The organism is Hafnia paralvei ATCC 29927, assembly GCF_001655005.1.
Classification (GTDB): domain Bacteria; phylum Pseudomonadota; class Gammaproteobacteria; order Enterobacterales; family Enterobacteriaceae; genus Hafnia; species Hafnia paralvei.
Genome location: NZ_LXET01000007.1, coordinates 104,053 through 129,387, shown reverse-complemented (window position 1 = coordinate 129,387; position 25,335 = coordinate 104,053). Strand labels below are relative to the sequence as shown.

Here is a 25,335-nt window from a genome sequence, read left to right as displayed (position 1 = left end):
GCGTCTGCCTAACCGCAGACGCTTTCCCTCAAACCAATAGGAGAACGGATAATGATTTGCTCTCCTTTAGCCGCCAGCGATTGCCTACCGCCAATAAGTGGCGTTTGGGTATGTGAAAATCGGTTTAATCACGCTATCAATCTACGTAATGCATCACATCAATTATTAACGCTACACCGCTATGGACAGGGTATCAGCCCGATGGGATGGCTGATACGCCGCGCTGACTTTGACCAGCTCGCCCATTTTTTGGAACCCGAAACCCGCCTGACAGCCATGAACGGTGGTTTGCATACTCCCTATTTTCAATTACTCAAACCACGGCGTACGCTCTGTTTACGCATGTCAGATACGCTACAGATAGCGCCGCAGCTTCTTGGGCAATATCTGGCGCGTTATGACAAGGAGACTGGACTGTGTGGGCCACTCAGTCAGACACCTCACTCACCGTCACCCTATCTCAAGATTTTCGAAACACAGCTTTCTCGCTGGGCACAAGGTCTCACCCCAGATTGGCGTTCTATGATTGGCTTAGGTCCTGGCTTAACCCCCAGCGGCGACGACATGTTGGTAGGTATGATGGCCGTTCTATACGCCACGTATCACACCGCTCAGTTGTCTTCGCTCCTTCCAACCGAAAGTCAGTTGACAGCATTAACCACAAGCGTCAGCGCCAGCTATCTTTACTATGCAAAACGCGGTTATTTCAGCACCACACTACACACGCTTCTACGTCGACTCGCATGTGGCTCACAGGGTATAGCACACTCACTTGAAAGCATGCTGCATCATGGACATACTTCGGGAGCAGACACCTTGTTGGGAATGGATCTCACTCTGCGCTGGCAACATGCTCATCAACGGAGGGGCGAATATAATGTTTGATCAAGAAACGCTCCGCACTTTTATTCGGGTGGCTGAAACACGTAGCTTCTCTAAAGCTGCGGAATGCCTACATAAAACACCTGCAGCCATCAGCTATCGCATTAAAACACTAGAGGAAAGTCTGGGAACACAGCTATTTCTGCGCACCACGCGAACCGTCAGTCTTACGCCTGCGGGAACGCATTTACTTGAACGTTGCCACCAATGGTTAAGTTGGATCGACGCGATGCCCGACGAACTAAGTCAGGTTAACGACGGCGTCGAACGACAGGTTAATATCGTGGTCAATAATCTGCTCTATAATGCGTCATCAGCGGCAAAACTGCTGACATGGCTAAATCAGCGTTTTCCTTTCACCCAATTCCAACTTTCGCGTCAGGTTTATATGGGCGTCTGGGATGCTATGCTCTACGATGATTTCCAGCTAGCCATTGGTGTAACAGGCTCTGAATCCCTCTCCAACTCAATACGCACCCTGCCATTTGGCGAAGTGAGCTGGGTCTTTGTACTCGCCCCCCACCATCCATTAGCAGCAAGCTCAAGCCCTTTAACGAATACACTCTTGCGCGCATATCCCGCCATTAATATCGAAGACACTTCGCGAAATTTAACGAAGCGAGTTGCTTGGTTGTTGCCGGGACAAAAAGAGATTAAGGTTCCAGATATGCAGACCAAACTCGAATGCCACCTTGATGGCCTTGGAGTGGGGTTTTTACCAAAAAATATTTGCCAACCGTTCATTGAACGGGGGCAATTGCTGACGCGAGATGTCGAAAACAAACGCCAACCCTCACCTTTATCTCTGGCATGGAGTAAAGACCGTAACGGTAAAGCGGTACAGGAAATTGTTTCATTATTTAAGTATGGGGATGAGCGAATACGTGGTTTTCTTGCCAATATCGACAAATACACACTGCTATAGTGACGTTTTTATAAAATTAATCATCGCAACCACTGCTCTGGTTGCGATGAATCACCAATCTGTTTAACCAAATCAGTTAACCAAAATCTTCACGACTGCCTTCTTGACTGGTGCATTGTCGCCTGATGAGCACATCGGCTTATGCAACTCTCCAGGATAGAACACCACAAAATCGCCTGGGTTCATGATAATACTTTTCTCTTCAAGCCCCTGCTGATCGAGCGGTAGAAACGCAATGTCGCTCCCCTCTAGCCATTCCCCCTGCCCCTCGGGAGCAGCCAAATTGCTAAAGGTCATTTTTTCCTGTCCGGCGAGCACAATCTGAATATCTAAATAGCGTCCATGATATTCCTGACGACGTTCTTCTGCCGGAGAGGTTGAATCATTAAAAACCATCACAAACTGGTTTTCACCATCAATATCAAATCGGCCTAACGCCGAATCGACGTTGATATTTTCCATAACATACTGAATAGCCTGCTTTAACTTTGCAGGTAGATAAGGCAGTAGTGCTAAATGGTTAACATTCCCGGTGATCATAAATTCCTCAATGTTATAATTAAATTATTTTGAAACATTGTTTTATTATATCTCTAGAGAAACCGCTGAAACGAGGTATTAACCACAATTTGGCTTATAGTTGTCCCCCCACAACCCCCCTTCACAGGGGGGACCAAGAAACTACTTTTATCACATCAACCAATAGATACTTTCATAGGGCTGCAATAGTGCTGGAATATCATCCTGTTGCGGATAATTGCCCATGAGCATACAGCCCTCCTTCGGCAGCGTCATCTCTAGGGTTAATGACTGCGACTGAGCACTGAGGTTGGCCAAAACATACAATGCACGCCCCTGATGGCTGCGGCGATAGCACCACAATGATGGATGCTCCGGCAGCAGATCTACATAGTCGCCATGTGTCAGCAAAGGCAATTGTTTGCGGAGCTCAATGAGTGCCTGATAGCAGTAATAAACTGAATTTTTATCCGCCATCGCGGCTTGCGCATTAATTTCGGCGAAGTTGCCTGCGGGCTCAATCCACGGAGTACCCTGAGTAAACCCGGCATTTTTATCCGCGCTCCACTGCATCGGCGTACGACTATTATCACGCGATTTAGTCGCTAAAATCGCCAGCAGTTCGGCGCTCTCACGCCCCTGCGCGCTCAGCTCACGGAACATATTCAGGCTTTCTACGTCTCGATACTGCTCAATACGCGTAAAGCCCGGATTGGTCATACCAATCTCTTCGCCCTGAAAAATATAGGGGGTTCCCTGCATACCATGTAAAACCATTGCCAACATTTTTGCAGCAGTCACGCGCAACTCGCCTTCGTCGCCAAAACGAGAAACAATACGCGGCTGATCGTGATTACACCAAAACAGCGCATTCCACGCTTTGTTGTGCATTCCCTGCTGCCAATAGGCAAAAATCTTCTTCAGCTCAATAAAATCTGGACGGGCTAGCGTCCATTTCTCCCCACCGGGATAATCAACTTTGAGATGGTGAAAATTAAAGGTCATCGATAGCTCGCTACCGTCTAGCGCCGCATAGCGCTGGCAGTGCTCAAGCTGAGTTGACGACATTTCACCGACCGTCATAAGCCCACGCGGTTTAAATACGTCGCGTCCAAACTCGCCAAGAAACTCGTGAATTCTTGGGCCATCGGTGTAAAAGCGTCGGCCATCACCCTGTAAATCGTCGGGGAAGTCTTGCTGCTTGGAAACCAGATTGATGACATCTAATCGCAGGCCATCCACGCCCTTGTCAGCCCAGAAATGACACACCGATTTCAGCGCTTCACGTACCGGTGGGTGCTCCCAATTCAAGTCCGCCTGCTCAGGAGCAAAAAGATGCAGATAATACTGATCTGCGCTTTCAGACCATTGCCAAGCATCCCCCCCAAATTTTGAGCGCCAGTTATTTGGCAGTGCATCCGCTTTACCATCGCGCCAGATATAAAAGTGATGCTTCTCGTTCGCTGGGTCTTGTGCCGCTACAAACCACGGATGCTGCGTTGAGGTATGGTTAAATACCATATCCATTACAATCCGCATTCCGCGTTGATGAGCCTGTTCCACCAAGCGTTCAAAGTCAGCCATCGTGCCGTAATCAGGGTTAATCGCGCAGTAATCCGCCACATCATAGCCATTATCAATCTGCGGCGACGGATATACCGGCGTCAGCCACAGTGCACTCACGCCGAGTTTTTCAAGATAGTCTAGACGACTGATAATGCCGTTAAGATCGCCGGTGCCGGTGCCTGTACTGTCTTGAAAGCTTTTTGGGTAGATTTGATAAATCACCCCGTTTTGCCACCACGGAAGTGTTTCACTCATCGTCATATTCCTATTATTCAACCCTTCGTATACGAAATACGAAGAGATAGCAGTTCGTTATACCGGCAGCTCGCCGCGTTTTTCTTTGCGCTTGTAAACCAAGATAGTCAGAACCAAAGGCACAACGACCGCAACCACCATCGCTACCGCATAGATGCCCCAGAAGCGCGGTTGGATAGACAGAATGCCAGGCAACCCCCCTACGCCAATCCCGTTAGCCATCACGCCAAACAGCCCGCAAATCAGACCTGCACAGGCCCCGCCGATCATCGCGCACAGCATTGGGAAACGATATTTAAGGTTGATACCGTACATGGCAGGTTCGGTCACACCGAGGTAAGCAGAGATAGCGGCTGGCACAGAGATTTCTCGTTCATTGGCTTTGCGACTAACAAAAATAATCGCTAATACTGCAGAAGCCTGCGCAATATTAGACAGTGCGATAATTGGCCACACCGGCGTTCCGCCCATGCTCTGCACCATCTGCATATCGATCGCCAACGTCGTTTGATGCACGCCGGTAACCACCAACGGCGCATATAAGAAACCAAACAGCGCAGCGCCGATTGGGGCAAAACTGCCCGTCATGACCGACTTCACGCACCACGCCACGCCGTCGCCAATCATGCGGCCAAACGGCCCGATCAGGGTATGAGCTAAGAATACCGCCAGCAGCAATGAAGTAACCGGAACCACCACCAGATAGAGGTAGTCGGGAATTAAACGTTTCAGTCGAGTTTCAATCCATCCCAGCGCTAAACCAGCCAGCATAGAGGGAATAACCTGCGCCTGATAACCCACTTTCTCAATGGTAAACCAGCCGAAATTCCACACGTCGGGCAACTGCTGGCCTAGCATGTAAGAGTTCATCAACTGTGGGGAAACCAAAGTGACCCCCAAAACGATACCAAGAATGGGCGTACCACCCATTTTCTTCACCGTCGACCAACAGACGCCCACCGGTAAATAGAAGAAAATAGCTTCGCCTAATAACCACAGGAAATCGTAAATCGTTTTCCATGCTGGGTGTAACGCCGTTAGCGGTTGCCCATCGACCAGCGGAATATCACCGATCACATTGCGGAATCCCAAAATCAAACCACCGCTAATCAGCGCTGGTAACAGTGGGAAAAAGATCTCGGCAAAGTGAGAGATCGCAATTTCCCACCAGCTCATATTCTGCCGGGCTGCTTTTTTTGCCTGTTCTTTGTCGCTCGCATCCACATGTGCGGTGCTGATCAACGCCTGATACCAATCACCGACGTCCATGCCGATAACGACCTGAAACTGCCCTGCATTGGTGAAACAACCTTTCACCATCGGCAGCTCTTCAATTTTTTTTGGCGAAGCTAACGCCGGATCGTTCAATACAAAGCGCAATCGGGTAAGGCAATGGCTGACAGTGGCGATATTTCCGCGCCCGCCCACCAACGTAATCAGCCGATCAACCTGATCTTGTTTTACCTTGCTCATAATGAGTACCTGTAGATTCGTTCTGGTTTAAGAGTAACGCGGATCTCAATCATTCGATCCATAAGCATCTGGCTGTTTAAAGCGTAGCCACTCTTCTCTTCCTATGGAACGGGAACGTTCCCGAAACTAGGCGGAGATCACAAGAATTGTGGTGAGGGAATAGGAAAGGGAGCAACAGAACGCAATCCACCGTTAAAGTCGAGCCAATCTACCGGCTAAATATTCTTCAGCCACACGTCGCTGAAGGTGACTGTGAATCTAGATATTTTGCTCCCCAGCATGCCAATAGCAGATAAAGTGCAAACGGCAATAAGAAGCTAAACCGTAGCGCGATAATTTCTACCAGCATAGCCTGCAGATAAGGCACAACGGCGCCGCCAACTCCTGCCATGATTAAAATACCTGCGGCCAAATTAGCTAGCTGGGGCACCGTCTTCATACTGTGGCTGAAAATAATAGGATACATAATGGAATTAGCGAAACCAATCAACAGTAATAAATATCCACCTATGGTGTTATTCAACACTATTGCTAAAAACACGAGTAAAGCAGAAGTGATAGTTACCGTAAAAAAGGCTTTTCGCAGGCTAACTTTATGGGCAAGAAAACCAAAGAGAAAACGGCCAATTAAAGCGCCTCCCCAGTAAAAAGAGATTAATGAAATAGCCACTTCCGTATCCCATTTACCTATTGAGGTGAGGTAGTTAATTGTATTGGTGCCTAAAGTGACTTCAACACCTACATAAGTAAATATAGCGCAGGCAGAAAAAACAAAACCTTTATTTTGCCAAAGTTGGACAAACTTCCGCTCTATTGATTTGGGTTGCATCACATCGGGAATTTTTATCAAGAAAGTGATCATTATCAGCATGCCAGAGAATATCGCCAGCCCCAGCCAAATCCATCTGATGGGTTCTTTGTGGCTGACATAATCAATGGGGGAATACTGTAGAGCAAAAGCAATACACAGTGGGGCTAATGTTGTTCCTAAAGAATTAACTGCCGATGCAAGACTCAGGTTGCCCACCCGCTTATGTTCTTTACTCAGTAGGGTGAGGTAAGGATTTGCGACCACTTGCAACGCCGCCACCCCCGTTGCAATCACAAAAACTGCACACATAGAAAGCGAAAGGAAATATTGACTTAATGCATAACTCAGCAAAAGGCATCCGCCCATCACCAGACTCAATGAAGCTCGTAAAACGTATCGATATCCCAGAGAAGCTATCAACGAAGAACAGGGTAAACAGGTCACAAAAGGAGCTACATAAAAAAGGACATTAATCAACATGGCCTGAGGCCACGTTAGGTTAAAGTAGTGATAGAAAAACAAGACTAGCGTGCTGTTAATGGCAGTGATCAGTCCCCATAAAAAAAATGTAGAGCCGAGTGTAGCCAAGTTTTTTTCCATGTGCTTATATTCCACTGATTTATTTTCGTTTAATGTTTTCACAACAAGCGCTAATATATACAAAATTTATCTATTGGGCATCCAGATATTCATATTTAGCTATGTTAATCTCTTTCCAACACAATAGGAGCATATAATGGATATAAAAAACATATTTCGCGACACAGTATTAAACAATACTGAAATTGGCGTACTTCAATATATCCAAGCTAACCCCGAAAAGTGTATTCAGGAAGGTATACGTAGCGTGGCCGAGAGATGCTACAGCAATCCTTCAACTCTCGTGCGTCTAGCCAAAAAACTTAAGTTCAATGGCTGGCTAGAAATGGTCTATTTCATAAAATTTAATATTACTTTGCCTAAACTCGATGTGACTAATGACGTTAACTTTATGAATATCCGACCGCAGGAAAAGTTAGAGTCTCTTTTGCAGAAGTTAGCAAAAGAAAGAGTCCTTATCCACGGCAGCGGTTTCTCCCAACTCATCGCCCAATATATCTACAATAAATTTCTGGTCACCGGAGTCAATGCCAGTTTGGCTCTATGGCCAGATTATGAAATTCTAGAACAAAAGAATACCAATAAATTTGATTCCGTCTGGATTATTTCAAAATCAGGCAGGAGTTCATCGGCACTCAGTTGGGTGAAGGCTCTAGAGCAAAAAAACATCGATCTTGTCTGCTTTACTGGCGACCACGAGAGTCCGTTGGCACAGGCCGCCGATATCTCATTTATTATCCACGACCCGCAAAAATATGATGATGATATCTACTGGTCAAATCCATTCTTTGGCTATTGTATTTTGGGGTTTGAGCATCTTCTCAAACTGTGGTTTAACCAAAGATAAGCAGGGCCCCCACAGAGTGCCCTGCTTCTTTTTTATTTCCAGTTTTGGAACTGTGGCCCCTGTAAATAGGCTGCCACTAATTTCTCAGCCAATGACCATGAACCCACTAGCGGGTGTGCCATTAACGCTCTGACCGCTAGCGTTCTGTCTTGATTTAAAATGGCTTCCACCGCGAGACGCTCATACTCTTTCACACAGGAAATCATATTTTTCTGTGCGGTTGGAACATGAATTGGCTTAACCGGTTTTAACCCTTCTTTACTAAGATCACAGCTAATTTCAATGACATCATCAGGCTGTAGGAAATCCAGCGTATCGTTGTTTGAAATGGAAACCACAATTCGTTTTGTGGTGTTACTGTTTACGGCTTCTAGAATATCTAATGCGACCCCCGCATAACCACCACTGTCCGGCTCTTCGATAAACTGTTGTAGTGTCAGAGGTTCCCTGGTGTGGAATTTCTCCTGCTGCGATTCATTTTGCATATAGCTATTTTCGCGGCGCAGATAATGTCTCATCCAGATATCAAAGGCTTCGGCAGGATTCGTTTTAACATCGATACGGCGCAGATCTTGACGCATTTCATGGTTGATACGGGCAATCTGTTCCCCTCTCGTTTCACCGGAGTCTTTAATTGCCTGCAAGGCTTCTTCTTTGTAATAGTAATAATATAAGTATTCATTCAGCAGTTGTTTATCACACAAACGAACCAGTTCTGGTGAAAAATACTGCATCGCCGTTTTGCTATACAGATCCGGAGAGCTAATCAGTCGGTCAGTAACATCTTCACCACGAACGGTGAAATGCGTGAACCAAGAGAAATGATTCAATCCGTAGCATTCAACCTGTAATTCACTTTCCTCACAGTCCAAAATAGCCGGAAGTTCACGAATAAGTTCTGAAGGAGCATCACAAATCCCATAAACGCGGCGTTTAAAACCGGATTTAATAATGGCCTCTGTCACCAGCCCAGAGGGATTAGTGAAGTTGAACAAAATCGCATCAGAAGCCGCGTGTTCTTCAATTAACCGGCAGTAATCTAAAATCGCAGGAATAGAGCGCATCGCCATCGCAAAACCGCCCGCGCCCGTAGTTTCCTGCCCTAATGTATTATGGTCAAGCGCAATACGCTCATCACGAATACGGCTTTCATCACCGCCTACTCGTAATGTGGTAATCACGTAGTTAGCCCCCTGCAACGCAGACACCGGATCGGTTGTTAAGCTAAATTCAATATCTGGTCGGATAGTTTCAAAAATATAACGGGCGATCTCACCAAAGATAGACAGATTATCTTCTGAACTATCGAGAAAAACGACTTTCTCCACCCCGATCCGATGCGCATTATAAGCCAAAGATTTTGCCAAAAATGCGGAACGTACACCACCACCACCTAATACAGTCAGTTTCATAAATACTCCACAATTAGTTATCCGCTAGCCAGGTATCAACTTTGGAACGCACCTGCCCAACTTTGACGCCATATATAACCTGAACTTCATTTCTGTTTCGCACCACGCCATTTGCACCGGTTGTTTTCAATACGGCATCATCTACGAGGTTTAAATCATGAATGGCTACACGTAGGCGAGTGAAACAATTATCGATAGAGATAATGTTTTGTTTTCCGCCTAGCCCTTTAATAATTTCACCAATTTGTGTCTCCTTACCGCTCTTACCTTGCTGTATTTTTTCTTGATAATCTTTCTTGTTATACAGTTTCACTTCGTCGTCATCTTCACGACCCGGCGTTTTAAGTTTTAATTTCACAACAATAGTGCGAAAGATAACGTAATACGCGATAAATTGGCCGATACCGATTAACACATAGAGTGGCCAGCGTGTTAATGAAACAGGCAATGGAAGGTTATAGGCAAGAAATTCAATTAACCCTGATGCGCCCCATGGCCTCACGCTTAACAAATCACAAATCGCCTGAGATGCAGCGGTTAATGTGGCGTGTATAAACCACAGAAGAGGAGAAATAAATAGGAATGTGAACTCAATAGGTTCAGTAATACCGGTTAAAATAGACGTAATGATAGCGGGCAGTAAAACGGCCTTGGCAAGCATTTTCTTTTCAGGCTTTGCAGTATGATAAAAAGCCAAAGCAGCACCGGACAAGCCAAAAATAGTCGTCATGCCTTGCTGAGAGAAACGTAGCGCATCGTTCATGACGGGTGTCAGGTCAGGATGGCGCATATAGGCAAGGAAGATAGCCTGTGTTCCAGATACCGTTTGACCATCTACCGTTAACGACCCACCAATTTGTGTAAGCTGGAAAGGAGACCAAACAAAATGGTGCAAGCCTGTTGGGATTAAAAACTTCTCAAAGAAACCATAAACAAAAACACCCGCAACGCCTGCGTTTTTCATAAAGCCAGTCATCGCCGTGATGCCGTGAGTCATTATTGGCCAGAACCACGTGAAGGCGATAGCATAAACAATCACCACCGGTGTCATCGCAATGAGAGTCAGCTTTGCACCGCCATACATAGAGAGCGCGCCGGGTAATTCTATTGATGAAACTTTATTATGTACCCAAGCAATAGTGCAGCCAAGAATAATACCGAGAAATATCCCCATGTCGACAACGACAAAACCCAATAATTGAGTTTGCCCCGTGCCATAATACTCACCATTTATTTTATCAGCTATCGCATTTGTATGCTCAAGCCAAGAATGATTAGCGCCAAGAAACATAATAAAGCACATAACAGAAACCAGCGCGACTTCTGTTTTCTTATCTTTGGCTAATCCATAACTAATACCCACACAGAAAAGCAAACCTAAATTACCAAAAAGAGGCCAAAAGGTGTCACCTAATAACTGGCCTAGTTGATGGAGAAAACTCGTTTCCGAAATAAGCGTTGGGTTAGTTAAGATTGAACTAAACGCCAGAATCAAACCAATTACTGGCAAAAATAACACTGCACCGATCATCGCTCTGGAGAATTGCTGCATACTCTCCAGAGTACGTTGCCGTATTCCAGACATAGTTGTTCCTTTATTATTAGTAGGGTTGAATTAATTATAATAAGTTCACTTCCAGTACAGACTTTATAGCAACTCTATTTTTTAAAAGGAACCTGTTGCAAAAAATAGGCACAAACAGCCTCGAAATGCACACCTGTTTCGGTTTTAAGGCAACGTAAATCACTTTATTGTGAAACGAAGATTTCGTTATTCCAGAGTTTATGTGACATACATTAAATATTTCGTCAGCCAGCAAAAACCCCGCCGACAGCTCTAGCATGCACTCTTTAAACACGATAAAGACAAAACAACATTGCTTTGTCTTTGTTTTTATCTTTTAAAAGTTTAAGTATTGGTAGGAAGAGCCACCGGTACAAGGATGTACCGGTGGAGTTCGGGGCGCCCAAGATGGGCGATACCAAACCGGAGCGGAAATCGCATCTCGAATAAAAGCGCGCGAGTTGAGAGCCCCACGCAATGGGGCACTCATCGGACGCCTTCGACGGAGGCTACATGTAAAAACGGTTATTAATAGGCGGTCGAAGCCTTACACCATAACCACATCAGCCATCAAAACATCACACCGCCATACCATAGCCGAGAACAGGTATAACCTTAAGCTATTGCCCTTGCCAGCAACGAAATAGGATGCTCACACTTCTTACTTGTCGACATCTCTATTTGCCATTTACAGGTTTCACAGTCAGTCACCACTAAATCGACACCGCTCTCTTCTATCTGGCGGAACAGCCCTGCGCCAATTCCCTGTGATGTCTCATAGTTTTCTTTTTTGAAACCATAGGTGCCTGCAATACCACAGCATTGAGAGTCGAGAACCGTTAGCTCAACACCGGGGATCATCTGCAACAAGGCCAACGTATATGGAGTCCAGCCCATTTTTTCCATGTGGCACGGCGTGTGATAGGCGATTTTCATCGGCGTGCTTTTGAGTTTCAGCTCACGCCCGCCGTCTAACAAGCGATAAAGATAGCGCGTTGCCAACTCTACGTGTTCGCGCACCTGAGTCGTATCTACATCCAGCACATGTGGGTATTCATCACGAATAGTGAATGCACAGGTAGAAGAGGTCGCCACCACTGGGATCCCTTTCCCGATCACGGCATCGGTCAATGATTCAGCATTAACACGTGCCTGTTTTTTTGCCTGTTCAATAAAACCATTAGCGATCAAAGGAACACCGCAGCATTTCTCACGCTTCAACAGCTGTACACCAATCCCCATCGCGTTAAATACGCTCACCAGATCTTTACCCAGTTGAGGATGGTTATAGTTAACAAAGCAGCCGTGGAAGAACGCGACCTGATCTGCAAATTTAGCCTGCTCTGCCGCCTGTTTCTTATACCAGTGGCGGAATGTACCCAGCGAGTATTTTGGCAGCTCACGACGGTGATCGATTTTCAGCGCCTTATCCAGCAACTTACGTACTGGTTTAAGGCCAGTAGTCATATTCACAATCGGGGCGAACGGCGTGGATAATGTCCCCATCAAATCGGTATGGCTCAGAATAGCATCACGCAGCGTGGGTTTATGTTGGCTGTAATTCGCTTTAGCACGCTGAATGATATCGCCGATTTTCACGTCTGACGGACAGGCGACCTCACAACGCTTACAGTTGGTACAATATTTCAGCGCATCATCATAAAGCAGGGGATCTTTTAAGCGCAGACGCTCGCCGTCTGGCCCCGCCTGTTTCGGCCCAGGGTAGTTCGGGTTAACCTTCGCGACCGGACAATAGGTCGTACACACGGTGCATTTAATGCAATTCTCGAAACTGTTATCTGCATGTAGGCTCATAGCGCGCCCTCCGCCTTAGCCAAAATTAGTTCTGCCGCATGCAAGGCCGTCAGCATTGACACACCAGCCCCACAGCCTTGTTGAATAGGATCATAGCCGCCTAAAACCGCGCCAATAACACGCAGATTATTCACAGGCTGGCCATCAATCGTTGGCCGTAGCTGTGAATCCGTTTTCACCCCAAACTGTAAATAAGGTTGAGGGGCAAACATATTCTCCTGACTCCAGTTTGCTCGGGCACTTTCGCTAATCACGTCTAAACCAAATACGGGTTCAGTAACACCGTTAAAATCCGCTTTTAAACCGTTGCTAAAGAAACTTCCGCTGGCAAGCACTACGTTGTGGGCGCGTAGAGGAATATCGGTATGGTTACGCGTATAAATTCTAACCTCTTTGCCCTCGTCCAGATCGGCTCTTAGCGCCGCATCACCAGGCATGATCACGCCGCCCAATGCCTGAAAACGACGGCGTAATAGGTGGTGCAAACGCATACCCAACACCGAAGGTGGTAAGGTGGGCAATAGTAGCAGCGGCGTTTTCACCCGTGAACGTAGATGCTCTAGCGCGTCAGCCTGCTCCATACCGACACAGGCAGGCATGATGATGGCGTCAACCTGCTGGGCTAAACGGTTTAGCTCTTCGATCAGAAGCTGTTGGTTATCAGGTAAATCCAGCACACGGGCAATATTCACCGCGCGAAATTCACTTGGGTTATTACGCAAGCGATCGAGCGCAGGCAGCGTCAGCTCAGCAATTTTAGTTTCAATGCCCTGCTCTGCTAAAGAGTTGGCCACCAAGTGTGGTTGGAAATCGAGGAATCCCTCAATGCCAGCCACCAATACACGTTTCCACGGCAGCGATTCCTCTAAAGCACTTACCGGAACCTCATTCGGGCTCAGCCAAGTAGTGCGTCGAGTCCCTAGCGGGGTCACACGCAAATGATTCTGTTGGCAGCTTCCCACCAGCGCCAGCCCACTGCGTTCTAACAAACGCTCTGACTCAGCCGCATAACGAACCACAGCATCGTGTCCCATCAAGCTATAAGGATGTTGAGGAGCCTGTGAAAACAGTGCCTCTAGCGCCGCAAACGGCTGTTCTACAGGGCTACCGTCAGGCAGTTGGCAGAGTAAATCTAAGGAGCCAGAGGAGAAATGCAGCGCACTTTGACCGGAGCTAACGATGGCACACTTTTGTCCCGCTTCAGCCAAACGAATGCCACACAACAACCCAGCTAAGCCACCACCGATCATTACCGTATCAAATTTCATTGTCATTCTCCTGAACACTCTGGTTCACCGTAGGTGCTTCCATGCCGCATAAACCTTGGTAAACCCAAGCTGTAAACTCGCTTTCACGTAGCGCATCGCCCCACGCTGTCGGACGTACGCCCTTCCAGCGTTCATTAAGGAAATGAGACAGTTGATCGATAGACTGTTTTGGTGTGGTCACTTTAAAGCGGTTGAGTAATCCAGCAGCGCGGCAAGCGCATAGCTCGCCCTGACAGGTGCCCATCCCCACTCGCGTACGACGACGTAGATCGACTAAATTGTTCACCGTCAGAGAATCAACCGCATAGCGTACCTCACCCGCGGTGACCGCTTCGCACTCGCACACCAGACTGTTGCTCAAACGATCCCCAGCCAGCATACGATCGGCACGATCGCCATGCCGATACACCGCGGAACCACGGATCGTCGCCGGCAGTGAAATCACCTTGCGCAGCGTCTCTTCTGCAGAATGTTGGGAACCGGGTAATGCCTCCGTCGCCGTGGAGCAAGCGGCTGTGATACCCAATTTTTCGCAGACTTTATCCGTAGCCCATTCCGCCATTAGGCGGTAGGTCATTAGCTTGCCACCGGTAATGGTGATGAAGCCTTCCAAACCATCGCGCACCGCGTGATCGAGTAAAACAATGCCACGACTAACGTTGCGTCCACTCGGATCGTCATCGCTCGCAACCAATGGGCGCACACCCGCATAAGCACGCAAAATACGTGTTCTCGCCAGCTTAGGTGAGAGTTTTTCACCTTCTCGGATCAGAATATCTACTTCTTCAGGCGTAACGATCATATTGTCGATTTGATCGTAGTCGATATGCGTGGATGTGGTTCCAATAAGTGAAATAGTATCGCCAGGAACCAAAATATCGGCATCGGCGGGCTTGCGACAGCGGTTGATCACCATGTTGTTAATACGGTGTCCTAAGATCAGCAACGCACCTTTAGCTGGGAACATACGTACGCGGAGATCCGCGTATTCGGCAATATGTTGCCCCCAGATCCCTGCGGCATTCACCACAATCTGAGCGTGAATTTCATAACTTTCACGGGATTTATGGTCGATAACGCGCACGCCGGTAATCCGATCGCCATGGCGTAACAAACCGCTAACTTCATGATAGGTCAGTACCTGTGCTCCATGCTCACGAGCATCCAACATGTTCGCTGCGGTTAAACGGAAAGGATCGACAGTGCCATCTGGCACGCGTACCGCCCCAATCAACGCTGGGTTTGCCGCAGGCTCAAGCCGTAGCGCTTCTTTCGGGTCGATGGCCTGCGCATCAATACCCGCTTTTTGGCAGGCTTCAATAAAGCCGGACTGAAAACCCAAATCGTCTTCAGGAAGCGTGATAAAAAGCCCGTCGGAACGTTCTACGCAATGGCGAGCGATCCGCTTAAGAATTTTATTTTCTTCAATACATTCACGCGCGGATTCGCCATCGGTTACCGCATAACGCGCACCGCTGTGCAATAAGCCATGGTTACGACCGGTTGCTCCCGTCGCAATATCGTGACGTTCCAATAAAATGCAGCGTAGGCCACGCCGTGCGCAGTCGCGTGCAATCCCTGCACCGGTAGCACCGCCCCCGATGATGATGACATCAGTCTCTTGTGTCGCTGGGCTTTGTAACATGAATGGCTCCCGACCTTTTCACAACAATGAATATGCGGATAAAACGATTAGGGCTATTAAGACATAACCCACACTGAAATTGTTTGATAAGGAGCAAATACGCGCACAAAACGAAAGTGATTAGCGCGCATTTAACCATTTTTGTGATCATTATCACTGGGGTAGTATGATTTTTGGTTTCAAAAAATTAACTAACCGCTCAAAATCAGCATCGCATTCATAAAACTGTAACAATTTGAGCGATCTCTCACAGTAAAGAAATGCGCGTTTGAATACCCTACGCTCGAAAAAGAAAATGGATAACACTTTGCTGAACGGAAAGCGGCACAAAAATTAAAACATTGCTGTTCTACTTATCATAGGCACACAGCAGACCTTTACCGAGCTCACTGGGGAATCGATAAAGGAAACACAAAAGAATGAGAAAGCCATCGGAGGCATATCTATATGTTAAGCATTTTTAAACCCGCAGCGCACGTCAAGCGACTGCCTGACGCGCAGGTCGATCCGACCTATCGTCGCTTACGTTGGCAGATCTTCATGGGGATCTTCTTCGGTTACGCGGCCTACTATCTGGTGCGTAAAAACTTTACTCTGGCCATGCCTTACCTCATCGAGCAAGGCTTCTCTCGTGGCGACCTAGGCTTTGCGCTTTCAGGTATCTCCATCGCCTACGGTTTTTCCAAATTCATCATGGGCTCGGTCTCTGACCGCTCCAACCCACGCGTCTTCTTACCTGCGGGTTTGATCTTAGCTGCCGCCGTCATGCTGTTCATGGGCTTTGTGCCGTGGGCTACCTCAAGCATCGCGGTAATGTTCGTGCTGCTGTTCCTGTGTGGCTGGTTCCAGGGAATGGGATGGCCACCATGTGGCCGTACCATGGTTCACTGGTGGTCGCAGAAAGAGCGCGGCAGTATCGTTTCGGTCTGGAACTGTGCCCATAACGTGGGGGGCGGTTTACCTCCGTTGCTGTTCCTGCTGGGTATGGCATGGTTTAACGACTGGCACGCCGCACTCTATATGCCGGCTATCGCCGCTATCTTAGTAGCACTGATCGCTTTTGGTCTGATGCGTGATACTCCTCAGTCCTGTGGACTGCCACCGATTGAAGAATATAAAAACGACTATCCCGATGATTACAGTGAAAAAGCAGAAGAAGAACTAACTGCTAAACAAATCTTCATGCAGTACGTGCTGCCAAACAAACTGTTGTGGTATATCGCTATCGCTAACGTGTTTGTTTATCTACTGCGCTACGGCATTTTGGACTGGTCACCAACGTATCTGAAAGAAGTGAAACACTTCGCACTGGATAAATCCTCTTGGGCTTACTTCCTGTATGAATACGCGGGCATTCCGGGCACCCTGCTGTGTGGCTGGATGTCGGATAAAGTCTTCCGCGGCAACCGTGGCGCTACAGGCGTGTTCTTCATGGTACTGGTGACAATCGCCACCATCGTCTACTGGATGAACCCTGCGGGTAATCCTGGCGTCGATATGGCTTGTATGATCATCATCGGCTTCCTGATCTACGGTCCTGTGATGCTGATCGGCCTGCACGCGCTTGAACTGGCACCGAAGAAAGCGGCGGGGACCGCAGCCGGATTTACGGGTCTGTTTGGTTACCTTGGCGGCTCCGTTGCTGCTAGCGCCATCGTGGGCTACACCGTTGACTTCTTCGGCTGGGACGGCGGCTTTATGGTGATGATTGGCGGTAGCATTCTGGCCGTTATCCTGCTGTTAATCGTGATGATCAACGAGAAGAAACATCACGAACAGATCGCGGCAAACCGCGGAAACTAACCATTGATATGTTTCATTAGGCCGCGTCGTAACTCCTTGCGTCGCGGCCTTTTTTTACCTCGGTAGCGCCTAATGCATTCAATCTGCATACCAATACAATGCAATGTGAAGCAACACGGGCGTGGAAAATAATAAGGGAAAACCATGAACCTACGACTCAATACGATTATGGCTGGCCTGCTGCTAAGCGGAACTCTGGCAATGAGTGCTCAGGCTGCCGATAAAGTGGTTATCGCCCATCGCGGAGCGAGCGGATATCTACCTGAGCACTCCTTGCCATCCAAGGCGATGGCCTATGCACAAGGGGCTGATTATTTAGAACAAGATCTGGTGATGACCAAGGATGACCATCTGGTTGTACTACACGATCATTATCTAGATCGCGTCACCGACGTCGCTGATCGTTTCCCTGATCGCGCGCGCAAGGATGGTCGCTATTACGCTATCGATTTCACGCTCGATGAAATCAAGTCTCTGAAATTCACCGAAGGCTTTGACATAAAAGACGGTAAGCGTGTGCAAAGCTATCCGGGCCGTTTCCCTATGGGCAAATCGGATTTCCGTATCCATACCTTTGAAGAAGAGATTGAATTCGTTCAGGGTCTAAACCACTCAACGGGTAAAAATATCGGGATTTACCCAGAGATCAAGGCGCCGTGGTTCCACCAGCAGGAAGGCAAAGATATCTCCACCAAAGTATTGCAGGTGCTTAAGCAATACGGCTATACCGGCAAGAACGATAACGTCTATCTGCAATGTTTCGATCCTAACGAGCTCAAACGCATTAAAAATGAGCTTGAACCTAAGATGGGCATGGATCTGAAACTGGTTCAGTTAATCGCCTATACCGACTGGAATGAAACCTACGAAAAGAAACCTGACGGGACATGGGTAAACTACGATTACGACTGGATGTTCAAGCCAGGCGCGATGAAACAGATTGCTCAATACGCCGATGGTATTGGCCCTGATTACCATATGTTGGTGGGGAAAGATGCAACCAAAGAGAACCCGAAACTCACCGCGATGGTTACCGATGCTCACGCAGTCAAAATGGTAGTACATCCCTATACCATTCGCGTTGACGCACTGCCTGACTACGTGAGTAACGGCGACCAACTGTACGATCTGATCTACAACAAAGCCGGCGTTGATGGGGTATTTACCGATTTCCCAGATAAAGGCGTGCAGTTCTTAGAAAAACAAGGTCAACATAAATAATATTTAAGTTTCATCATTATCTAAACAGGGAGCATACGCTCCCTGTTTTCTTATTCTATATCAACAGTTCAATCACGAATAATAATGGCTGTCTGTATTATCAGTCATTCTATAATAAATATTATCGCTACAAGATGAAGCGCCGATATTTACACCATCATTAAATAGAAACCGATAAGCATACGCGTGCTGCGCTCATACAGGGGAACTCGTCCCCTGCAATCCCATTAGACCTTTTTCCCCTATCATTTCTGAAAATATCCACTACGCTTAAAACGTGTTCAAAAAACACGCTTGTTAGCGTTCTTAATCATCTCATCTTGTTAGGCGTCACAATGCTGTTTTGAGTTTCAAATTGACCCCAATCAGTAACCCAATAATAAATTGAGGATTAAAGAAATGAATAAATATCTTCTGGCAATCGCAGGGGCCTCTCTGCTTTCTTTCTCTGCATTCTCTAGCGCAGCCGATGAAATCAAACATTCCGATATGGAGAAATACACCAAAATCGGCGATGTCAGCGCAGAAGTTCGTGACGGAACCATGGACGATATCGTCAAAAAATTGGAGAAAAAAGCCGAAGAAAAAGATGCTGATGCGTATCGTATAACCTCTGTTGGCACTGAAGGCATGGGAGATATTGCCCGCGGTACCGCTGAGATTTATAAGAAGAAGTAAACTATTTTATCAACCGGCCGCATACCGTGGTCGGTTCCCTCTTTCTATGCGAGGCGTTTCTGCCATACTCATCCCTAAATCCTCTTCATTAGCCAAATGACTCAAGTTGCATTGAGACGGTCAGTGAGCGCACGCAGCCACCAAAAATGCAGCTTGAAGTATGACGGCTATAAACTCTCAACTATTGGATAAGGACAGGGACAATGAAACTCATTGGCAGCTATACCAGCCCCTACGTGCGAAAAATCTTTATACTGTTGTTGGAAAAAGGGCTAACCTTTGAATTTGTTAATGATATCCCATGGGAAAGCACCACTCACGTACCGCAATACAATCCGCTCGGCAAAATCCCCGCGTTAGTGACTGCTGACGGTGAAATTTTTTATGATTCACCGATCATCGCTGAATACGTCGATCTCTTGGATGCCTCACCAAAATTTTTGCCCGAAGATCGCCAACAAGCGCTGCGCATTCGCCAGCTAGAAGCCCTGTCAGACGGTATCTGCGATGCAGCTGTACTTTTGGTGCAAGAAATGATGCGCCCTGCGGATAAACAAAATAGCGATTGGATCATCCGCCAACGTAGCAAAATCGATCGCGGTTTAGACGCGCTGGAAAAACATGCCAAAGACGGCAAGTGGCTCAACGGGCCGCAGATGACATTGGCTGACGTTGCAACCGGCTGCTGTCTGGGATATCTCAACTTCCGTCGCGTAGCGCCAAACTGGTGCGTGAATCGTCCAGAGCTGGTGAAACTGGCCGAGCGTTTATTTAAACGTGAAAGCTTTACCCGCACGGAACCACCGGTCAGCTGATTGAGCAGAACCGATAATGCACCTTCAAGGATGAAGGGTATATTCTTGCGCCCTCAGCCTTTATCATATTCGCCATTACGATGATAAAGGCGTGAGATCACCATGAGCGCAGACAGCCAGACTCTTTACAGTCAAATTCCGTCCGTCGATACCCTGTTACGCGACGACACTTTTCAACCCTTGTTGAAAACCTATGGCACACAGCTCGTCACTAAAACCCTGCGCGAGCTGCAACAGCAGGCGCGCGACCGCATTCGTGCCGAGCAACAGCTTCCCGCGTGGTGCGATAATTGGGAACTGGCTGTCGCTCATCAGCTCTCCGCTAGCCAGAAAAACGCGTTACAGCAGGTGTTTAACCTTACAGGCACCGTGTTGCATACCAATCTAGGCCGCGCACTGCTGGCTGAACAAGCCATCGACGCCACTGCTCTCGCTATGCGCCACTCAGTCACGCTGGAGTACGATCTCGACGGTGCAGGCCGAGGGCACCGCGACCGTGCGATAGCCGATCGACTGTGTGAATTAACCGGCGCGGAAGATGCCTGTATCGTCAACAATAATGCCGCTGCGGTATTGCTGATGCTGGCCGCGTTAGCCAACAACAAACAGGTTATTGTCTCGCGTGGTGAACTGGTGGAGATCGGCGGCGCATTTCGCATTCCAGACGTCATGCGTCAGGCAGGCTGCGAACTGGCTGAAGTCGGCACTACCAACCGCACCCATCTGAAAGATTATCGCCAAGCGATCAATGAAAACACGGCATTGCTGATGAAGGTGCATACCAGTAACTATGCGATTCAAGGCTTTACCTCAGCGGTTAACGAAGCTGAGCTGGTCGCCTTGGGGCAGGAAACGGGTATTCCGGTCATCACCGATCTAGGCAGTGGATCTCTGATCAACATGGCTTGCTACGGTTTGCCAGCAGAACCCATGCCGCAGGCACTGATCGCCGACGGCGTAGATTTAGTGAGCTTCTCCGGTGATAAGCTACTCGGCGGCCCTCAGGCAGGCATTATCGTCGGCAAACGCAAATTAATTGAGCAACTGCAAAACCACCCGCTCAAGCGTGCGCTGCGTTGCGGCAAGATGACGCTGGCGGCGCTCGACGCGACGCTCCAGCTCTATCAGCAGCCGGAGAAACTCGCACAATCACTGCCAACGCTGCGCCATATGACACGCCCTGAGTCAGCGATTCGCGCCTGCGCCGAGCGCCTATTGCCACCACTGCAACGCCATTTTGCCGAGCAGTTTAACGTAGCCATTACGCCATGCCAGTCGCAAATAGGCAGCGGCTCACTCCCTATTGACCGACTCCCCAGCGTCGCTATTACATTCATGCCGCACAGTGGAAAAGGGGGGGAATTGGATGCGCTTTCCCAGCAATGGCGCGCCCTACCATGCCCAGTCATTGGCCGTATTGGCGAAGGTAAACTATGGCTGGACTTACGCTGTCTAGAAGATGAAGAAGGACTTTTGCTCGCGTTATTACAGGAGTTACGCCCATGATTATTGCAACCGCTGGGCACGTTGACCACGGAAAAACCACCCTGCTACAGGCGTTAACCGGCGTTGATGCAGACCGTTTGCCGGAAGAAAAACGCCGCGGTATGACGATCGATCTCGGCTATGCCTATCTCCCTTTAGAAAATGGTACGGTGCTTGGTTTTATCGATGTCCCCGGCCATGAAAAGTTCCTCGCTAACATGCTGGCAGGAATCGGTGGCATTCCACACGCTTTACTGGTCGTCGCCTGCGATGACGGCGTGATGGCGCAAACGCGTGAACACCTAACGCTGTTACGCTTAGCGGGCAAACCCGCGCTAACCGTTGCGCTAACCAAAGCCGATCGCGTAGAGAGTGAACGCATCAATGAAGTCCATGAGCAGGTCACCGAGTTGCTCAATCAGATGGGATGGCGCGACGCCCCCATATTTGTTACCGCAGCCTCACAGGGTGACGGAATCGAAGCGTTGCGAACACACCTCATCGCATTGACCGAGGCGCCAGCCCATTTAGACAAACGCTTCCGTCTGGCAATTGACCGTGCCTTTAGCGTGAAAGGCGCCGGTCTCGTTGTTACCGGCACCGCGTTGGCTGGACATGTCAGCGTGGGCGATAGCTTATGGTTGACCGGCTGCGATCGACCGGTACGCGTACGCGGAATTCACGCTCAGAATCAACCATCTGAGAATGCTCATGCAGGACAACGCATTGCGTTAAATCTCAGTGGCGAGGTGAATAAAGATCAAATTAGCCGTGGCGATTGGCTACTGGCCCAGCGTCCATCTGAGGCTGCAAGCACGCGGATTCTGGTTGCGCTCGATCCCATCGCGCCAATTCAGCATTGGCAGCCGCTGCATCTGCACCATGCTGCCAGCCATATCACTGGTCGTATCTCTCTACTGGAAGAACAATCTCCAGAAAGCGTGGTTCAGTTGGCTGAGTTGGTGCTTGATAGCCCGCTGTGGCTGGTCGAAAACGACACGCTGATCGTGCGCGATATCTCCGCTCGAACCACGCTGGGTGCCGCACGCGTTTTGCAGATTTCATCTCCGCGTCGAGGCAAACGTCTCCCCGTCTTTTTGAATTGGCTTCAACAACTTGCTAACGCTAAATCCGATGCTGAGGTGCTCGCACTCCGTCTTCCAAAGGGCACACTTTCGATTCCTAATTTTGCTTGGGAACGTCAGCTCACCACAGAACACTGTAGCGAGCTATTCCACTCCGATGATCTACTCGTGGTCGGTGACTATGCACTGTCTAACGAATTAGCTAATCAGTTCCAACAGCGTTTGCTAGATACGCTTGCCTTGTTCCATGAGCAGCATAACGATCAGATGGGCGTAGGCCGGGCTCGCCTGCGTCGCATGGCGCTCCCCGTTGAGCCAGAATCTCTGGTGTTTACGCTTATCAACCAGTTGCTCGCTAACAAACTCATTGTAAATAGCCGCGGTTGGCTGCATCTGCCTCAACATGGTTTAACCATGACTCCTGCCCAACAGGCATTGTGGGAAAATGTCGAGCCATTGATGCAAGATGCGCCTTGGTGGGTGCGCGATCTGGCCAATGAATTGAAGGTTGATGAAAACGAAATGCGTCAGTTACTGCGTCAGGCGGCGCTGCAAGGGTATATCACCGCCGTAGTCAAAGATCGATACTATCGCACCGAACGCATGCACCAATTTGCCGATCTGATCCGTGCAATGGATGCGACTCAAGGCAGTACTTCAGCAGCAGATTTCCGTGATCGTCTAGGCGTGGGCCGTAAACTTGCCATTCAGATCCTTGAATTTTTCGATCGCAGCGGATTCACCCGTCGTCGTGGCAACGATCATTTACTCCGAGACAGCGCGTTATTTAGCGATGAGTAATCCCCCTTAATGGCTTTTTGGTGCGCATTTGCGCACCAAACTGTGATCCCTTCCGTATATTCACACCCTGTCAGCTCACGTGATTACCTAACGCACTACGCTTAAAGAGCTAATACCCTGCGCATTCTGCGCTGAGGTTTATGACGTTTCACTGTACCTGCCACTACGGACTAAAGGAGACAGTAATGACGAATCACGCTCTCGATACTCTCACCCCAGGCTGCGGCCAATCGCCTCTCAAACTCAAATCACACTATGACAACTTTATTGGTGGGAAATGGGTCGCTCCAGTTGAAGGGGAATATTTTACCAACCTAACACCTGTCACTGGACAAGCACTATGTGAGGTTGCCAGCTCGAGCAAAAAAGATGTGGATCTCGCACTTGATGCAGCACACGCCGCCAAAGACGCATGGGGTAAAACCTCAGTGCAACAACGTGCCAGCGTATTATTTAAAATCGCTGACCGCATGGAGCAAAATCTGGAACTGTTAGCCCATGCTGAAACTTGGGATAACGGTAAACCCATTCGTGAAACTCTAAACGCCGATGTGCCTCTGGCTATCGACCATTTTCGTTACTTTGCATCCTGTATTCGCGCGCAGGAAGGTGGCATCAGCGAAATCGACAGCGATACCGTAGCCTACCATTTTCATGAACCTCTGGGCGTGGTCGGACAAATCATTCCATGGAACTTCCCGCTGCTAATGGCGTGCTGGAAAATGGCTCCAGCGCTGGCCGCCGGTAACTGCATCGTTCTTAAACCCGCCAAGCTAACGCCAATGTCAGTCCTTATCATGATGGAGTTAATCGGTGATTTGTTGCCAGAAGGTGTGCTCAACGTCGTTAACGGTGCAGGTGGAGAAATCGGCGAGTATCTGGCAACTTCGCCACGCATCGCTAAAGTGGCCTTCACGGGTTCCACCGAAGTTGGCCAGCAAATCATGGGATATGCCGCCAAAAACGTGATCCCTGTTACGCTAGAGCTCGGGGGAAAATCACCGAATATCTTCTTTGCCGACGTTATGGACAAAGAAGACTCCTTCTTTGATAAAGCGTTAGAAGGCTTTGCCATGTTTGCTTTTAACCAAGGTGAAGTTTGTACCTGCCCAAGCCGTGCACTGGTGCAGGAATCCATCTATGAGCGCTTTATGGAACGTGCAATCAAACGTGTCGAATCCATTCGTTCAGGAAACCCGCTAGACACGAATACCCAGATGGGCGCGCAGGTATCCTCCGGACAGATGGACACGATTTTAAAGTACATCGAATTAGGTAAGAAGGAAGGTGCCCGCGTATTGACTGGCGGCGGTAAACGCGCGTTAGAGGGCGGATTAGGCAGCGGATACTACTTAGAACCAACCATCCTGTTTGGCAAAAATAGTATGCGCGTATTCCAAGAAGAGATTTTCGGTCCTGTATTAGCCGTCACCACTTTCAAAAACCAGGCCGAAGCGCTCGAATTAGCTAATGATACGGACTACGGTCTCGGCGCTGGCGTTTGGACTCGTAACGGAACCGTCGCATACCAAATGGGACGTGGCATTCAGGCCGGACGCGTATGGACAAACTGCTATCATGCTTATCCAGCACACGCCGCTTTCGGTGGATATAAACAGTCTGGCATCGGGCGAGAAACACATAAAATGATGTTAGAGCATTATCAGCAAACCAAATGCTTGCTGGTAAGCTACAGCGATAAACCGCAAGGTTTCTTCTAATATCATTTACTCCAAAGCGCATTGGTTTTTTCGAAAGTTGCCTTGCTCCTCCCCACATAGGGGTGGAGCAGCTTAGCTGCCGCAGCCCGATACTAACTGTTATTCATTGTTGTTTCGCGCTACACTTTTTTTATTTGAATCAGT

General features: G+C 48.4%; 19 protein-coding genes. 10 read left to right on the top strand and 9 right to left on the bottom strand.

Annotated elements, in window-relative coordinates; translation table 11 throughout:
- The first annotated feature begins 51 nt into the window (after positions 1–51).
- Together M988_RS02120 and allS are read left to right on the top strand one after the other, a co-directional pair.
- Entirely contained in the window at positions 52–885 is an 834-nt protein-coding gene (locus M988_RS02120; RefSeq protein ID WP_064572633.1) for an oxamate carbamoyltransferase subunit AllH family protein, read from the top strand.
- The gene (gene allS / locus M988_RS02115; RefSeq protein ID WP_061059496.1) at positions 878–1,807 is read left to right on the top strand and encodes an HTH-type transcriptional activator AllS; all 930 of its coding nucleotides are present in this window, start codon (positions 878–880) and stop codon (positions 1,805–1,807) included. Before M988_RS02120 ends, allS begins: the two co-directional genes overlap by 8 nt.
- Before the next feature lie 72 nt (positions 1,808–1,879).
- Here the strand turns inward: allS and M988_RS02110 are convergent, their stop codons facing one another.
- The 4 genes from M988_RS02110 to M988_RS02095 form a co-directional block, all read right to left on the bottom strand.
- Complete coding sequence (locus M988_RS02110; RefSeq protein WP_061059495.1) at positions 1,880–2,347, bottom strand: NanQ anomerase/TabA/YiaL family protein; 468 nt, start codon at positions 2,345–2,347, stop codon at positions 1,880–1,882.
- A gap of 150 nt (positions 2,348–2,497) precedes the next feature.
- Positions 2,498–4,147 carry an alpha,alpha-phosphotrehalase gene (gene treC, locus M988_RS02105; RefSeq protein WP_064572629.1) on the bottom strand — a complete coding sequence of 550 codons (1,650 nt, stop codon included), beginning with the start codon at positions 4,145–4,147 and terminating at the stop codon, positions 2,498–2,500.
- Positions 4,148–4,204: 57 nt separating this feature from the next.
- Positions 4,205–5,620, bottom strand: a complete 1,416-nt coding sequence (gene treB, locus M988_RS02100) for a PTS trehalose transporter subunit IIBC (protein WP_004097204.1) — start codon at positions 5,618–5,620, stop codon at positions 4,205–4,207.
- Between the two features lie 226 nt (positions 5,621–5,846).
- On the bottom strand, positions 5,847–7,031 hold the full coding sequence (locus M988_RS02095; RefSeq protein ID WP_064572628.1) for an MFS transporter: 1,185 nt from the start codon (positions 7,029–7,031) through the stop codon (positions 5,847–5,849).
- 136 nt (positions 7,032–7,167) lie between these two features.
- On the opposite strand from M988_RS02095, the gene M988_RS02090 reads away from it, so the two are divergent.
- A complete protein-coding gene (locus M988_RS02090) occupies positions 7,168–7,878 on the top strand; it encodes a MurR/RpiR family transcriptional regulator (protein ID WP_064572626.1) in 711 nt (236 codons plus the stop codon).
- A gap of 32 nt (positions 7,879–7,910) precedes the next feature.
- On the opposite strand, the gene M988_RS02085 is transcribed toward M988_RS02090, so the two are convergent.
- The 5 genes from M988_RS02085 to glpA form a co-directional block, all read right to left on the bottom strand.
- The gene (locus M988_RS02085; RefSeq protein WP_064572621.1) at positions 7,911–9,290 is read right to left on the bottom strand and encodes a family 4 glycosyl hydrolase; all 1,380 of its coding nucleotides are present in this window, start codon (positions 9,288–9,290) and stop codon (positions 7,911–7,913) included.
- A gap of 13 nt (positions 9,291–9,303) precedes the next feature.
- Positions 9,304–10,875, bottom strand: coding sequence for a PTS transporter subunit EIIC (locus tag M988_RS02080; RefSeq protein WP_020303508.1), 1,572 nt, complete (start codon positions 10,873–10,875; stop codon positions 9,304–9,306).
- A 594-nt stretch (positions 10,876–11,469) separates the two neighbouring features.
- Positions 11,470–12,669, bottom strand: a complete 1,200-nt coding sequence (gene glpC, locus M988_RS02075) for an anaerobic glycerol-3-phosphate dehydrogenase subunit GlpC (protein ID WP_008815368.1) — start codon at positions 12,667–12,669, stop codon at positions 11,470–11,472.
- Positions 12,666–13,937 carry a glycerol-3-phosphate dehydrogenase subunit GlpB gene (gene glpB / locus M988_RS02070; protein WP_008815369.1) on the bottom strand — a complete coding sequence of 424 codons (1,272 nt, stop codon included), beginning with the start codon at positions 13,935–13,937 and terminating at the stop codon, positions 12,666–12,668. The genes glpC and glpB overlap by 4 nt, the downstream gene beginning before the upstream one ends.
- Positions 13,927–15,582 (bottom strand): anaerobic glycerol-3-phosphate dehydrogenase subunit A, encoded by a 1,656-nt coding sequence (gene glpA, locus M988_RS02065; RefSeq protein WP_064572619.1) that lies wholly within the window; start codon positions 15,580–15,582, stop codon positions 13,927–13,929. The genes glpB and glpA overlap by 11 nt, the downstream gene beginning before the upstream one ends.
- Positions 15,583–16,029: 447 nt before the next feature.
- Between glpA and glpT the strand changes: the two genes are divergently transcribed.
- The 7 genes from glpT (at position 16,030) to exaC (ending at position 25,191) form a co-directional block, all read left to right on the top strand.
- Entirely contained in the window at positions 16,030–17,385 is a 1,356-nt protein-coding gene (gene glpT / locus M988_RS02060; protein WP_008815371.1) for a glycerol-3-phosphate transporter, read from the top strand.
- Between the two features lie 144 nt (positions 17,386–17,529).
- The gene (glpQ, locus tag M988_RS02055; RefSeq protein ID WP_064572616.1) at positions 17,530–18,606 is read left to right on the top strand and encodes a glycerophosphodiester phosphodiesterase; all 1,077 of its coding nucleotides are present in this window, start codon (positions 17,530–17,532) and stop codon (positions 18,604–18,606) included.
- Between the two features lie 399 nt (positions 18,607–19,005).
- Positions 19,006–19,284 (top strand): YdgH/BhsA/McbA family protein, encoded by a 279-nt coding sequence (locus tag M988_RS02050; RefSeq protein WP_008815373.1) that lies wholly within the window; start codon positions 19,006–19,008, stop codon positions 19,282–19,284.
- A 203-nt stretch (positions 19,285–19,487) separates the two neighbouring features.
- Positions 19,488–20,099: a glutathione S-transferase gene (locus M988_RS02045; RefSeq protein WP_039184668.1), complete on the top strand. Its 612-nt coding sequence runs from the start codon at positions 19,488–19,490 to the stop codon at positions 20,097–20,099.
- Between the two features lie 102 nt (positions 20,100–20,201).
- On the top strand, positions 20,202–21,605 hold the full coding sequence (gene selA / locus M988_RS02040) for an L-seryl-tRNA(Sec) selenium transferase (protein ID WP_064572613.1): 1,404 nt from the start codon (positions 20,202–20,204) through the stop codon (positions 21,603–21,605).
- Complete coding sequence (gene selB / locus M988_RS02035) at positions 21,602–23,470, top strand: selenocysteine-specific translation elongation factor (RefSeq protein WP_064572611.1); 1,869 nt, start codon at positions 21,602–21,604, stop codon at positions 23,468–23,470. Before selA ends, selB begins: the two co-directional genes overlap by 4 nt.
- A 185-nt stretch (positions 23,471–23,655) precedes the next feature.
- The gene (exaC, locus tag M988_RS02030; protein ID WP_064572609.1) at positions 23,656–25,191 is read left to right on the top strand and encodes an acetaldehyde dehydrogenase ExaC; all 1,536 of its coding nucleotides are present in this window, start codon (positions 23,656–23,658) and stop codon (positions 25,189–25,191) included.
- The last annotated feature ends 144 nt before the right edge of the window (positions 25,192–25,335 follow it).

Coding starts and splice junctions, on each gene's coding strand:
- M988_RS02095 (WP_064572628.1), bottom strand. CDS start 7,031: ATGGAAAAAAACTTGGCTACACTCGGCTCTACATTTTTTTTATGGGGA.
- treB (WP_004097204.1), bottom strand. CDS start 5,620: ATGAGCAAGGTAAAACAAGATCAGGTTGATCGGCTGATTACGTTGGTG.
- M988_RS02090 (WP_064572626.1), top strand. CDS start 7,168: ATGGATATAAAAAACATATTTCGCGACACAGTATTAAACAATACTGAA.
- treC (WP_064572629.1), bottom strand. CDS start 4,147: ATGAGTGAAACACTTCCGTGGTGGCAAAACGGGGTGATTTATCAAATC.
- glpC (WP_008815368.1), bottom strand. CDS start 12,669: ATGAGCCTACATGCAGATAACAGTTTCGAGAATTGCATTAAATGCACC.
- M988_RS02085 (WP_064572621.1), bottom strand. CDS start 9,290: ATGAAACTGACTGTATTAGGTGGTGGTGGTGTACGTTCCGCATTTTTG.
- M988_RS02050 (WP_008815373.1), top strand. CDS start 19,006: ATGAATAAATATCTTCTGGCAATCGCAGGGGCCTCTCTGCTTTCTTTC.
- M988_RS02110 (WP_061059495.1), bottom strand. CDS start 2,347: ATGATCACCGGGAATGTTAACCATTTAGCACTACTGCCTTATCTACCT.
- glpT (WP_008815371.1), top strand. CDS start 16,030: ATGTTAAGCATTTTTAAACCCGCAGCGCACGTCAAGCGACTGCCTGAC.
- selA (WP_064572613.1), top strand. CDS start 20,202: ATGAGCGCAGACAGCCAGACTCTTTACAGTCAAATTCCGTCCGTCGAT.
- allS (WP_061059496.1), top strand. CDS start 878: ATGTTTGATCAAGAAACGCTCCGCACTTTTATTCGGGTGGCTGAAACA.
- glpB (WP_008815369.1), bottom strand. CDS start 13,937: ATGAAATTTGATACGGTAATGATCGGTGGTGGCTTAGCTGGGTTGTTG.
- M988_RS02045 (WP_039184668.1), top strand. CDS start 19,488: ATGAAACTCATTGGCAGCTATACCAGCCCCTACGTGCGAAAAATCTTT.
- glpA (WP_064572619.1), bottom strand. CDS start 15,582: ATGTTACAAAGCCCAGCGACACAAGAGACTGATGTCATCATCATCGGG.
- exaC (WP_064572609.1), top strand. CDS start 23,656: ATGACGAATCACGCTCTCGATACTCTCACCCCAGGCTGCGGCCAATCG.
- selB (WP_064572611.1), top strand. CDS start 21,602: ATGATTATTGCAACCGCTGGGCACGTTGACCACGGAAAAACCACCCTG.
- M988_RS02120 (WP_064572633.1), top strand. CDS start 52: ATGATTTGCTCTCCTTTAGCCGCCAGCGATTGCCTACCGCCAATAAGT.
- M988_RS02080 (WP_020303508.1), bottom strand. CDS start 10,875: ATGTCTGGAATACGGCAACGTACTCTGGAGAGTATGCAGCAATTCTCC.
- glpQ (WP_064572616.1), top strand. CDS start 17,530: ATGAACCTACGACTCAATACGATTATGGCTGGCCTGCTGCTAAGCGGA.